We start from the raw sequence: 11,895 nt of genomic DNA, 5'->3' as shown, positions 1-11,895 counted from the left end.
TAATCGGTCGAGGGCATAACCAAGAAGGTAGGACAGGGTAAAGAAAATGGATGGAGTAAGGATTTAAATTTGTGTGTGGTTTTGAAGGTACATGAAAAAAGTAAGGGAGCTGTAGACCGTAAGGGTTTGCAGTTTTTTTATTACATATATTACATAGGAAATTATTTACCTTTAAGGAAAAATGTGGTAATATGCTGAAAGAATGAGAGTAATTTAAGAGGCATGAGCAAATGGGTTTTTTAAATCAGCTATTAAAGTACAAAAATATATGTATTCAATGTCATAACAGTCCAGATGCAGATGCACTGGCTGCGGCATATGGGGTGTATACATATTTAAAACTACAGGATACCAATGTGTCAATTATTTACAGTGGAGATTATGAAATCCAAAAAAAAGATCTTTTGTACATGATTGATATCTGTGAGATTCCGGTAGAATACGTAAAAGAGTTACCAAAGACAGATCTTCTACTGCTGGTTGATGGGCAATATGGAAGAGGAAATGTATATCGTTTTGAAGCGGATAATATAGCAATGATTGATCATCATATGCCTTCCATGAAAAAAACAGAAAATGCTTTTATTGACTATTCTTATCAAAGCTGTTCTACAATTGTCTGGGAACTTTTGAAAGAAGAAGGATATGATGTAAAGGCGAATGAAAAGTTAAGTATTGCATTTTTATATGGATTGTATACAGATACTTCTTCCTATGTAGATTTGTACAAGAAGCATGACATTGCGATGCGCGATGAGTTAAGCAAAGATTATCCGGAACTGGAACGGTTAAAAAAATCATCCATGAGTCTGGAGGACCTCATGATTGCAGGAGAAGCTTTGTACCATGCATATTTTGATAAAGAGAAGCAATATCTTTTGATCAGTGCAATGCATTGTGAGCAATCAGTGCTTGGAATCATTGGTGATATGGCAATAAAGGTTGATGTTGCCAAAGTTAGCATTGCATATACGGATATTGACAGTGGATATCAGGTTTCAATAAGAAGCGCGGATCGGGAGTATCTTGCAAATGAAGTGGCAGAAAAGCTCTGCGATGGAATCGGAAGCGGTGGTGGCCATATAGATAAAGCCGGCGGTGTGATTTCAAGAGATTGTATCTGCGAAAGTTATGCAGGATGGGAAATTGCAGACATTATCAAAGAGAGAATGGAAAAAATCATGAAATAAAAAAGAAACAGTGGTTTACAAAAAAGGAAGTAAACCGCTGTTTCTTTCTATAATGATGTTAGAATTCCCTGTTCTGATAGAATTTTATGGATAGAATCCAGGAAATTATATACAGTAATAAACCTATGAAAAAAAGAATCAAAATATAGTCACTTCGGAAAGGGAAATGTGCAAGTCCGAGAGGCAAATTTTTTATGACAGATTGCAACGAACCAAGCAATGCGAAAAATAAAATAAATCCAATATAATAAGCAAACCGACCTTTCTCAGCACCTAGTTTGAAGGTAAACGGAAACATAAAGGCAGGTGGCAGTAATCCGGTTATAAAGATAATTGTAAAAATAGTAAGAAGACCGGAAATATGAAAGTTGTGTCTTATAATCATGTTGATTGTTTGCACTACTTCAACAATGATGGCAGAAAGTGTAAGGGTACATACTGTTAAAATATATTTGGAGGATACAATTTCTTTCCGGCTACAGGGAAAGGTACAGGCATAGAGACTCCAATTTGATTTTTCATCGTAAGAAAGCAGGTTTACCGGGATAATACTGGAAATTGTAATAGGATATAATGCAAAAAACAGATTGTTATTCCATGCTCCGGCAAAGGAAAATACAATAATCAGAATAAAAAATAAACGACAATATTTTATCATCAGATAAAGATCTTTACGAAGTAATCCTTTCATATTCAGTGAACCCCCTTTATCATAAAAATAAACAAATCTTCTATACTGATCGGATGTACCTTAAATCCTTTCGGAATCTGATCTCGAAGAACTACTGCTTCTACATTGTAAGAAGAGTATTTGACTCCGATGACCGCAGATTGATCGAGTTCCTGAAGCTGTTCCTTTGTACATTGAATGATACCGTATTTTTCCAGAAGCCGGTCTTTTTCTTCGAAAAGAACAAGGTTACCTTTATGAAGAAAGGCAACATAATCACAAATTTTCTCCAGATCACTTACAATATGGGAAGAAATTAAAATTGCATGAGATTCATCTCTGGTAAAATCATTGAAAATATCAAGGATTTCATCGCGCATTACAGGATCAAGACCGCTTGTTGCTTCATCAAGGATCAGAAGTTTAGGATGATGAGAGAGAGCAACTGCAATTCCAAGTTTCATCTTCATTCCTTTTGAAAACTTACCAAATTCTTTTTTATTTGGAAGGTTAAATTTTTGGAGATATTGGTCGTATAGAGAAGGATCCCAGTTGTGGAAAATATCCTTCATAATGCGTCCAATCTGTAAAGGAGTCAGGCATTCCTGAAAACCAACTTCATCTAATACAACGCCAATTTCTTCTTTCAAGATAGTAGTAGCAGAAGTGCAGTCTCTTCCCAAAATTCGAATCGAACCGCTGTCTTTTTTTATGATATCCAGAATTAGTTTAATGGTGGTAGTTTTTCCGGCACCATTTTCACCGATGAGTCCTAAGATACATCCACTGGGAAGAGTGAGATTTAGATGATTCAGGGAAAATCCAGGATAGTTCTTATTCAAATCGTTTATTTCTAAAGCATTTGTTTCAAATGTGGTCATAAGCTATTCCTCCATCATGAAATGAAGCATCTCAGTAAGTTCCTGTTCGCTTAGATTACAGGAAGCTGCAAGATGTACTATTTTTTCCATGTAGTCTTCAATTTTTTTCAGATTTGTTTCACGCAAAAGATCCGTATTAAGTGGAGCAACGAAACAGCCCTTTGCTGCAATCGTGTAAATAAAACCTTCTTTTTCCAGTTCATCGTAAGCCCGCTTGGTTGTTACGACACTGATTCGTAGATCTTTGGCAAGGCTTCGAATGGAAGGAAGAGCTTCGTCAGATGGCAATGTTCCACTTATAATTTGCGATTTGAGTTGTGTAAAAATCTGTTCATAGATGGGTGCACCACTTTTGTTATCTATGAATATATTCACGTTTTCACCTCGCTTAAAATGTTATAACTGTATATATACAGTATATACAGTTAGCGAAGGTGTGTCAAGAGAAACAATCCTGCTTGTATAGAAATTTGATTCATGGTATGATAATTTTTATAGATTAAACGGAATTACCAGTCGAATAATATCTGGAGAAATCAATGTATGAAGAGTAGGAGAATAAATATAATGATTTCTCTGATTAAAGTTATGGTAGTGGGAGGAAGGAAAAATGCAGACTTTTGCGAATACAGGAATAAAAACGGAAGTTATAGACGAAATTATTTCATTTGCAAAAAAACATGATATACATTGTGTAGCAGTCATGGAAGATGATGAAAGAAATATTGGAGATACATGGATTTGCAGAAGGAGCAACAGATTCTCCGAAAATGATTCTCAAAACAGTATATAAAGCAGGTATGATAAAGGATGAAGAACTATGGTTATCTGCATTACAAGAAAGAAATAATGTAATACATTCTTATAACCGAAAGATTGCAATGGGGATTATTACGCAGGCAAAACAGAAGTTTTATAAAATGTTCTGTGAATTAAAAGAAGAAATTGACAGGAATTGGATATAGTAGTCAAGAGCATAAAATGAATACAAATGAAATCAAGATCCGTCCGGCAACCGAAGCGGACGCAGCAGAAATTTTAAGTATCTATGCACCATATATAACGGACACAGCAATTACATTTGAATATGATGTTCCGACACTGGAAGAGTTTACCGGACGGATTCGTCACACACTGAAAAAATATCCGTATCTGGTGGCAGTAAGAGACAGCGAGATTATCGGTTATGCATATGCAGGAGCTTTTTATGGACGGGCTGCATATGACTGGTCGGCAGAAACTACGATTTATGTAAAGAAGGGTTGCAGGCACGGTGGTGTTGGAAAACTGCTTTATCAGGCACTTGAAACTGCACTGAAAGCACAGAATATCATCAATCTATATGCATGCATTGGATATCCGGAAGAAGACGATGAATATCTGACAAAGAACAGCAAGCAGTTTCATGAACATCTGGGATACCGTTTGATCGGAGAATTCCGGAAGTGTGGTTATAAATTTGGGCGTTGGTACCATATGGTCTGGATGGAGAAGATGATAGGAGAACATCCGGAGAAACCGGAGCAGGTAAAGAGATTTTCAGAAATATAGTGATGGAAATTAAAAAACGGGAGAATGCTGTTTGAAAATGCATTCTCCCGTTTCTCAATATTGTTATGAGAGCATCTCTTCGATCTTTGCCTGCATTTCAGCGACGGTATGCTTTCGTGACCGGGCACATTCCTGTGCCTGACAGCCGCAGATCAAACATTTGCGGTAGACGCCGCGGGAGAGTTTTTCTCCGTCTGTTCCAATCACATCCATATCAAAAAGACGTCCGAAGGGATGGGTTTCTTCGATTTTTGTTGTTAGTTCTTTAATTCTATCTGCCGGATAGTCGACTGTAAGAATAATTTCATTTCCAGTCTTCTCATCAAACTCAGTTTGGGTAAGAATCGGAATGTTCTCTTTTTGTAATACAGCAAAAAGTGCTTCCTTTCCGGAAAGGAATGCTTTTTTGATCTGTTCATTCGTCTTTATAGGTCCCGGAATATTCATGCAGAATGAAATCACTGGGCAATGATATCTTTGAATATATTCATTTTGTATATTAACGCGGCGCTCGCGGCAGGCGAGCATGTCGGTTAATACTACTTCCTGTCCTTTCATAGCAGATCCTCCTAATAATGAATAACATTTTCTTGTTGTCTGATCCGTTCGATTACAGGAATTGCTTCCGGACTTTTGAAATAATCCAGTGTGGTTTGCGGTACCAGCTTCGAAAGGGTATCATAGTCACCATTTTGCAGGGCAAGACGTACATTGGAAGCGCTGATCGGTGTATCCTCACAGGTCTTTCTTGGGACAACGATACATTCGATGCCCTGTTCCGGTAATTTTTCAGACATGATCCGGTTATAGATTCCGGTAACCAGGCTAGTAGGCTCTTCCCCTACGTAACGGCGAGTGATACTGAGCACCTTTGCAATCTGCGTAAATACCGTCTGGTCCAGCATGGCGTGGCTTTCAATCACTGCATTCTCATCTTTCTGGAAATAGCTTGGAAAAGTAGCATTGCTGATAATATATGGACCACTGTCGTGATAACAGATGTTTTTCAAGTGTGCTGTTCCTTTCATGACGAGTTGTTTTCTGATCTTGAATGGAACCAGGCTGGCATCTTCACTGACAATGAAGAGATGAAGCAGATCATTTTCAGCAGCCGCTTTTTCTACAAGATACTGGTGTCCGAGGGTAAACGGGTTGGCGTTCATGACGAGAGCAGCAATCTTTCTGGTGGGAGTCTCAGCAGTCAATTCTTCTGGAAGTGCATCTTTTGCAAAAGTACGCAGATAATTCTGAAATCCGGTTTTTCGGTTTTCCATGAAGACAATCTGTCCATCGATCCGGGCAATTTCATAGAATCCAAGATCACCGAAGAACTTGGCAGAATTACATTTGGTGTAAAGAAAAAGGTGTGTATTCCCTCTTGAAAACTGAAATTCAATCAGATGAGAGACGATGGAATTCATCAGTCCTTCTCCCTGATGTTCATGGCTTACGGCAAAACATCGTAAGGTGTTGCCAAAACAGCTTCCTGTTGCGATAATGTGCATCTCATCGTCATACATGCCGCAGGTGTAATCCAGGTTGGCATCTCTGCGGATCCCTTCTGAGATAAGGAGCGCGTCCACTTCATCGTTGGCTCGCTTGTCAGAAGGATAGATTTGAGAAATGTAATAATCTGACATAGATAAATTCCTTTCTGCACAGTAGCTCAAAATATTTGATGAAATTATTTTAACATGTGTATAGAAAATGTAAAGAGGAGCATGGATTCAAGAAAGAAATCAGGCATTATTCTTAAAAAAATACAAATTGGATTTATGTCATATTGATATGATCACAATATGAATTATGTAATTTACTAATAACCAGGATAACCCTATAATATAGTCGGATAAAAAATAATCGTATGATTTATAGTAAAGGAAGGATAGATATGGCAACCATTTTTCCAAGAGAAGAAAAAGCCGAGATGTTATTTGACAAGATTCTTGCAAACCCGGAGGCATGCAGGCGACTGAAAAGAACTTTTTACGATGCCATTGATTCCGGAGATGAGTTTGTGACAGAGAATCTTCCCGCAAAGCAGTTCACCGCTGCATTATTCGATGCATATGAAAATAAAGATCTGACTGCATTTCTCATGGCTGTGTGCCAAAACAGTATGTTCGATCTTTTAAGAAATGCTTTTCTGATACCGTTTAAATTTAATGCGGATGGACAGACAAATCCTATTTTTTTGACAGATGAAGAGGGAAAGCTTCTGGAAAATCTTCCGATTCATGTAAAGGAAAAAGAATATGAAAAATTTCGAAAAGTTTATCAGAAGCGTGATAAAGTAAAAATGTATCTGGCACATGGATATAAGAAAAGGCATTGTTATGATTCAGAAACAATGGAAACACAGGAATATAAGATGGGAGAGCATGACGGAGTACTTCTGATCTATGAACTTCCGGATACCGTAAAAGAAAAAAAGACGGAGGCTGAAGCTTATGCAGCTGTGTGGGATATTATGATGGAACTTCAAAAGGAACTGCCAAATTCTGTGGTATATTACGGACAGGATTTCTTGCAGGAAGAAGGAAAAAGATTTGATGAAATGGGGGTTTTCCTTCCGCTGGAACACTTTTCTGACAGACTGGAAAGGCATATAGAAAAAGCGGATCAAATTGTATATGATAAATAAAAAGATGCATCTGGTTGAAAAAAGATCAGATGCATCTTTTTATTTAAAATTCTTTTTTACGTGCAATAACGGAATGTCTTGTCCGTCAGAATTCTTGCAAAGATAAGTCCAAGAGGCAAGGCAAGAATGATAAGTATTGCAGCTGCAAACCAGGATGCAGAGGTTTGCAGAGACATCACTCCAAGATTATAGATTGCCCGGTAAAGATACAGTCCCGGTACCATGATGACAATAGAAGGTACAGTCAGAGAAATTCTCGGATAACCGATTTTGCTTTTTAATACAGAAGCCAGAATTCCGGCAGTCAGGGCACCGATAAAAGCTGCGGCTGCAGGAGGCAGGGAGGCCAAGTCTACCAGTTCAAGACGGAGTGTATTGGCAATTGCTCCAATGATACCGGCTGTGGCAGAGAGTTCTTTAGGACTGTTGAACATAACAGAAAAGCCGAACACCCCGCAGAAGCTGGCGAGAAGCCGGAATAGTATATGTTGCCAGAGTGTGAGAGAAAGAGGTGGGAAATCACTTGGCTTTAAATGAAGGATAAGTGCCATGATCCAGGCGGTCAAGGTTGCGACAAGAATGATGATCATTGCGTAAGCAAGTCGTTCCAGGCCGGATCGCATATCCAGTTTTGCAAGGTCGATTCCGCTGGTGATAAATGGAAAACCGGGAATGATGAAAAGCATAGAGCATATATATCCGGCTTCATGAGCAAGAGAAATGCCGAACAACAGTTCAGTTGTTTTTAAAAGTGTAGCATAGATAAGGCAGGCAGCAGCAACAGAGACAGTAATGCCTAAGAATAATGTGAAATGATGCTTAGTCAGTTTACATCTTACAAAGTTGCCGATACCGGCACCGAAAAAAGCAAGAAGCATTTCTACCGGTCCGCCACCAAGGAGAAAGGTAAATGCCCCACAGGCAAATGCTGCGGCAAATCCGAGTGCAACTGGAGAGTAAAGGCCATGGATCCGTTCAATCTCATCCAGATAAGAATGAATCTGTTCACCGGAAAGATATTTTTCCTTTGTTGGGAAATCGTTGATGAAGTTTTCCAGTCGGTTCAATTTCGAAGTATTAACACCGGTATTGGTCAGACACAGCGACTGTGAAAAACAGTTTTCACCGTCAAAACAGGTGTATTCAATGGACATCAGACCGATGTCGGCGGTACAGGTGATTCCCAGTTCTCTGGAAAGGGTATTCATGGAGCTTCGAACACGCCATGCTCCGGTTCCACAGGAAAGAAGCATCATGCCACATCTACCGACAACGGAGGCTTTTTCAATTAGTCCGGCCTTTGTGATAGGAATGGTATCTTCTTTATTCAGTGCATAATCATGCCATAGAATGTCCATATGATTTTTTTCTATTATGCCTTGCTGCATAAATTTCACTTCCTTTTGCTATACCAATAATACATGAACAATATATTAAATATGTATTATTGATATTGATTTATCATAATAAAGTATAATCATCGAAATGCAAAAGTCAATAGAAGAGTTGAGAAATCCTGAAAAAGGATACGGATATGCCAATGTGGATTTAAAAACATGACCGAGACAATGTGCATAAAATGAGAAACCATTTTTTGTCTAATGTGTATAAGAAAAAGTATGTAGAAAATACCGGCAGTTTTTAAAGTAATAAATGATAATAAAAAATGCTAATAAGCAAGAAAGCCTGTTTTTCTTGACACTCATTATGTTAGGTGTTACGGTTATTGAGAGTTAAGAAAACTCCGTTTATTTATTAAGAAAATGAATCAATGAGGTGTAAGAACATGCAGGAATTAAAACCGATCAAAGAAGGTAAAGTACGTGAGATTTATGACAATGGCGACAGCCTGATCATGGTTGCAACAGACCGTATCAGCTGCTTTGACGTAATTCTTAACAATGAAGTGACTAAGAAAGGTACTGTTCTGACACAGATGTCAAAATTCTGGTTTGATATGACAGAAGATATTCTTCCGAACCATATGATTTCTGTAGATACAAAAGAGATGCCGGAATTCTTCCAACAGGAGAAATATGAAGGGAAATCCATGATGTGTAAAAAGCTCAACATGCTTCCGATCGAATGTATCGTTCGTGGTTATATCACAGGAAGCGGCTGGAAGAGCTATCAGGAAAATGGCACAGTATGTGGAATTAAACTTCCGGAAGGATTAAAAGAATCTGACAAACTGCCAGAACCGATTTATACACCATCTACAAAAGCTGAGATCGGTGATCATGATGAAAATATCTCTTATGAACAGAGTGTAGATCACCTGGAAAAATATTTTCCGGGAAGAGGAAAAGAATTAGCTGAAAAGCTTCGTGATAACACCATTGCTCTTTACAAAAAATGTGCAGAATATGCACTCAGCAAAGGAATTATCATTGCAGATACCAAATTTGAATTTGGTCTTGATGAAGAAGGCAATATGGTGATCGGTGATGAGATGCTGACACCGGACAGTTCAAGATTCTGGCCGGCGGACGGATATGAACCGGGACACGGACAGCCGTCTTTTGACAAACAGTTTGCACGTGACTGGCTTACAGCTAATCCAGATAACAACTGGACACTTCCACAGGAAATCGTGGACAAAACAATTGAAAAATATCTGCAGGCATATGAGATGCTTACTGGAGAAAAACTTGCATAATTATTGCATTTCATATTATAAGAATAAAAATACAAAAGGATCGGCTTTTAATTGCCGGTCCTTTTATTAACTGCTATTATAGTAATAGGAAAATATCAATGAGAAAGGAAGAAGCTTATGAAACGACCATTTAAGAGGATTTTATACGGCGGAGATTATAACCCGAACCAGTGGGGAAAAGAGGTCTGGAAAGAAGATATGCGCATTTTCAAAGATGCCCGTATCAATAGTGCAACGATTAATGTATTTTCATGGGCAAAGATCCAGCCATCGGAAGATACTTACAATTTTACAGAACTGGATGAAGTGATTGCTATGCTCAGCCAGGAGAATTACGATATCGTGCTTGCTACATCAACAGCAGCGCTGCCGGCATGGATGGTAAAGCGTTATCCGGAGGTCGCAAGGACTGATTATGAGGGAAGACATCACAAATTCGGACAGCGTCATAATGCTTGCCCGAATTCCCTTGTGTTTCAGAAGTTTGCATCCCGTCTGGCCGGAAAGCTTGCCGAGCGTTACGGGAACAATCCACATGTAACCTGCTGGCATATCAGCAATGAGTATGGTGGAGAATGCTACTGCGAAAATTGTGAGAAAGCTTTCCGAGTCTGGCTGCGTGAAAAATATCAGACACTGGATGAACTGAACAAAGCATGGAATACCGAATTCTGGGGACATACGATTTATGACTGGGATGAAGTAGTACTTCCAGATGCTCTTGGTGACGGGATTGAAGATGCGGCAGAACCGCATATGACAGCTTTTGCCGGACTATCGATTGATTATTGTCGCTTTAATTCAGACGGAATGCTGAATAACTTCAAGATGGAAAAAGAAGCAATCCGTAAATTTGACAAAGAGACACCGATCACTACAAATATGATGGGAACCTTTAAAGGACTTGATTATTTCAAATGGGCAAAGGAAATGGATGTGATCTCCTGGGATAATTATCCTTCTTATAATACACCATGGAGTCTGGTCGCAATGAAGCATGATTTGATGCGTGGACTCAAAGATCAGCCGTTTATGCTGATGGAACAGACACCGAGCCAACAGAACTGGCAGCCATATAACTCACTTAAACGTCCGGGTCAGATGCGCGCGCAGAGCTATCAGACCATGGCGCACGGTGCGGATACAATCCAGTTCTTTCAGTTGCGCCGAAGTGTAGGCGGATGTGAGAAGTTCCACGGAGCAGTCATTGCTCATGCCGGAACGGAAAATACAAGAGTGTTCCGCGAAGTGAAACAGTTAGGTGAAGAATTGGAAAAACTGAGTAATGTGATTCCGGGAACTGTTAATGAAGCAGAGGTCGGTGTAATCTTTGACTGGGATAACTATTGGGCATTGGAATACACAAGTGGACCATCCATTAGTCTCAAATATGTGGATCAGATCCATCGGTATTACCGCTATTTCTATGATCATAATATGGGGGTTACAATGATTCCGGTAGATGCAGATTTTTCTAAATATAAGATGATCGTAGCACCGGTTCTTTATATGGTAAAACCGGGGATGAAGGAAGCACTGGAGAAATATGTAAAAAATGGCGGTATTCTGGTGACGACTTATATGAGTGGTATCGTTGGTGAGTCGGACAATGTATATCTGGGCGGATATCCGGGACCATTAAAAGAGATGGCCGGTATCTGGGTAGAAGAAATTGATGCTCTTGCGCCGGAACAGTATAATATAGTAACTTTTAAGGACGGAAGCCAGAGTAAATGTAAGATCGTCTGTGATCTGATGCATCTGGAAGGTGCGGAGGCACTGGGCGAATATGCCGAAGATTTCTATGCAGGCATGCCGGCAGTGACCAGACATGATTATGGAAAAGGAAAATTATATTATATTGGAAGCTGTATGGAAGTTGTTGGAACAGATAAGATTCTTTCTATGGCAGCAGAAGATGCCAGGGTAAATCCGGTTGCAGAAAATGGTAACGGACTGGAGATTGTAAAACGTAACGGAGAAGAGAAGAGTTTCTACTTTGTGATGAACTTTAAGGATGAAGATCTGAAAATTCCGGAAGAATTTGCAGGAAAGATGGATCTATTAAGTGGAAATGCTGTAGAAAAGGGAGAAATGCTTCCGAAGTTTGGGGTGAAGATTCTAGAAGAATAAAAAATTTGAGAGAAATATAAAAAGAAACAGGAAGTTCAGACAGATGCAAAAGCAAAGCTGTCTGGGATTTCTGTTTCTTTTTATTTAACAGGAAGATGTCAGGAGAGATGCTGTTTGGATTGTACAAAAATAAAAACATAGTTTTCATACTTGACATATATGTTATA

At 39.0% G+C, this 11,895-nt stretch carries 12 protein-coding genes; 6 read left to right on the top strand and 6 right to left on the bottom strand.

The features are described from left to right. Nucleotides 1-230: 230 nt before the first annotated feature. On the top strand, nucleotides 231-1,190 hold the full coding sequence (locus PGQ33_RS15625; RefSeq protein ID WP_270206028.1) for a DHH family phosphoesterase: 960 nt from the start codon (nucleotides 231-233) through the stop codon (nucleotides 1,188-1,190). A gap of 58 nt (nucleotides 1,191-1,248) precedes the next feature. Here PGQ33_RS15625 and PGQ33_RS15620 read toward each other — a convergent pair whose 3' ends face one another. Genes PGQ33_RS15620 through PGQ33_RS15610 form a run of 3 tightly spaced genes read right to left on the bottom strand, consistent with a single transcriptional unit; the run spans nucleotide 1,249 to nucleotide 3,116 of the window. After that, complete coding sequence (locus tag PGQ33_RS15620; RefSeq protein ID WP_117824669.1) at nucleotides 1,249-1,881, bottom strand: ABC-2 transporter permease; 633 nt, start codon at nucleotides 1,879-1,881, stop codon at nucleotides 1,249-1,251. Nucleotides 1,882-1,883: 2 nt separating this feature from the next. Beyond that, nucleotides 1,884-2,741 (bottom strand): ABC transporter ATP-binding protein, encoded by an 858-nt coding sequence (locus tag PGQ33_RS15615; protein WP_117824668.1) that lies wholly within the window; start codon nucleotides 2,739-2,741, stop codon nucleotides 1,884-1,886. A 3-nt stretch (nucleotides 2,742-2,744) separates the two neighbouring features. After that, nucleotides 2,745-3,116, bottom strand: a complete 372-nt coding sequence (locus PGQ33_RS15610; RefSeq protein WP_008368544.1) for a GntR family transcriptional regulator — start codon at nucleotides 3,114-3,116, stop codon at nucleotides 2,745-2,747. Nucleotides 3,117-3,451: 335 nt separating this feature from the next. Here PGQ33_RS15610 and PGQ33_RS15605 point away from each other — a divergent pair, with 335 nt between their 5' ends. Both PGQ33_RS15605 and PGQ33_RS15600 read left to right on the top strand, forming a co-directional pair. Next, a complete protein-coding gene (locus PGQ33_RS15605; protein ID WP_330414263.1) occupies nucleotides 3,452-3,706 on the top strand; it encodes an HI0074 family nucleotidyltransferase substrate-binding subunit in 255 nt (84 codons plus the stop codon). A gap of 16 nt (nucleotides 3,707-3,722) precedes the next feature. Beyond that, nucleotides 3,723-4,292 carry a GNAT family N-acetyltransferase gene (locus tag PGQ33_RS15600; protein ID WP_117559152.1) on the top strand — a complete coding sequence of 190 codons (570 nt, stop codon included), beginning with the start codon at nucleotides 3,723-3,725 and terminating at the stop codon, nucleotides 4,290-4,292. Between the two features lie 63 nt (nucleotides 4,293-4,355). On the opposite strand, the gene citX is transcribed toward PGQ33_RS15600, so the two are convergent. Continuing rightward, nucleotides 4,356-4,850, bottom strand: a complete 495-nt coding sequence (citX, locus tag PGQ33_RS15595) for a citrate lyase holo-[acyl-carrier protein] synthase (protein ID WP_270206027.1) — start codon at nucleotides 4,848-4,850, stop codon at nucleotides 4,356-4,358. Between the two features lie 11 nt (nucleotides 4,851-4,861). After that, nucleotides 4,862-5,932: a [citrate (pro-3S)-lyase] ligase gene (gene citC / locus PGQ33_RS15590; protein WP_270206026.1), complete on the bottom strand. Its 1,071-nt coding sequence runs from the start codon at nucleotides 5,930-5,932 to the stop codon at nucleotides 4,862-4,864. Nucleotides 5,933-6,183: 251 nt separating this feature from the next. On the opposite strand from citC, the gene PGQ33_RS15585 reads away from it, so the two are divergent. Then, complete coding sequence (locus tag PGQ33_RS15585) at nucleotides 6,184-6,936, top strand: DUF4866 domain-containing protein (protein WP_270206025.1); 753 nt, start codon at nucleotides 6,184-6,186, stop codon at nucleotides 6,934-6,936. A gap of 56 nt (nucleotides 6,937-6,992) precedes the next feature. On the opposite strand, the gene PGQ33_RS15580 is transcribed toward PGQ33_RS15585, so the two are convergent. Further along, complete coding sequence (locus PGQ33_RS15580; RefSeq protein ID WP_270206024.1) at nucleotides 6,993-8,324, bottom strand: threonine/serine ThrE exporter family protein; 1,332 nt, start codon at nucleotides 8,322-8,324, stop codon at nucleotides 6,993-6,995. A 398-nt stretch (nucleotides 8,325-8,722) separates the two neighbouring features. Here PGQ33_RS15580 and PGQ33_RS15575 point away from each other — a divergent pair, with 398 nt between their 5' ends. Then, nucleotides 8,723-9,595 carry a phosphoribosylaminoimidazolesuccinocarboxamide synthase gene (locus PGQ33_RS15575; protein ID WP_117559144.1) on the top strand — a complete coding sequence of 291 codons (873 nt, stop codon included), beginning with the start codon at nucleotides 8,723-8,725 and terminating at the stop codon, nucleotides 9,593-9,595. A gap of 117 nt (nucleotides 9,596-9,712) precedes the next feature. Beyond that, entirely contained in the window at nucleotides 9,713-11,728 is a 2,016-nt protein-coding gene (locus PGQ33_RS15570; protein ID WP_117824662.1) for a beta-galactosidase, read from the top strand. The last annotated feature ends 167 nt before the right edge of the window (nucleotides 11,729-11,895 follow it).

The organism is Coprococcus sp. AM100_B19A, from assembly GCF_027662015.1.
Lineage (GTDB): Bacteria > Bacillota > Clostridia > Lachnospirales > Lachnospiraceae > Allocoprococcus > Allocoprococcus comes.
This window is presented reverse-complemented; position numbering and strand designations above follow the sequence as displayed.

Bases quoted from the DNA above. Each gene is read 5' to 3' on its own strand.
- PGQ33_RS15625 (WP_270206028.1), top strand. From the start codon at position 231: ATGGGTTTTTTAAATCAGCTATTAAAGTACAAAAATATATGTATTCAA.
- PGQ33_RS15620 (WP_117824669.1), bottom strand. From the start codon at position 1,881: ATGAAAGGATTACTTCGTAAAGATCTTTATCTGATGATAAAATATTGT.
- PGQ33_RS15615 (WP_117824668.1), bottom strand. From the start codon at position 2,741: ATGACCACATTTGAAACAAATGCTTTAGAAATAAACGATTTGAATAAG.
- PGQ33_RS15605 (WP_330414263.1), top strand. From the start codon at position 3,452: ATGATGAAAGAAATATTGGAGATACATGGATTTGCAGAAGGAGCAACA.
- PGQ33_RS15600 (WP_117559152.1), top strand. From the start codon at position 3,723: ATGAATACAAATGAAATCAAGATCCGTCCGGCAACCGAAGCGGACGCA.
- citX (WP_270206027.1), bottom strand. From the start codon at position 4,850: ATGAAAGGACAGGAAGTAGTATTAACCGACATGCTCGCCTGCCGCGAG.
- citC (WP_270206026.1), bottom strand. From the start codon at position 5,932: ATGTCAGATTATTACATTTCTCAAATCTATCCTTCTGACAAGCGAGCC.
- PGQ33_RS15585 (WP_270206025.1), top strand. From the start codon at position 6,184: ATGGCAACCATTTTTCCAAGAGAAGAAAAAGCCGAGATGTTATTTGAC.
- PGQ33_RS15580 (WP_270206024.1), bottom strand. From the start codon at position 8,324: ATGCAGCAAGGCATAATAGAAAAAAATCATATGGACATTCTATGGCAT.
- PGQ33_RS15575 (WP_117559144.1), top strand. From the start codon at position 8,723: ATGCAGGAATTAAAACCGATCAAAGAAGGTAAAGTACGTGAGATTTAT.
- PGQ33_RS15570 (WP_117824662.1), top strand. From the start codon at position 9,713: ATGAAACGACCATTTAAGAGGATTTTATACGGCGGAGATTATAACCCG.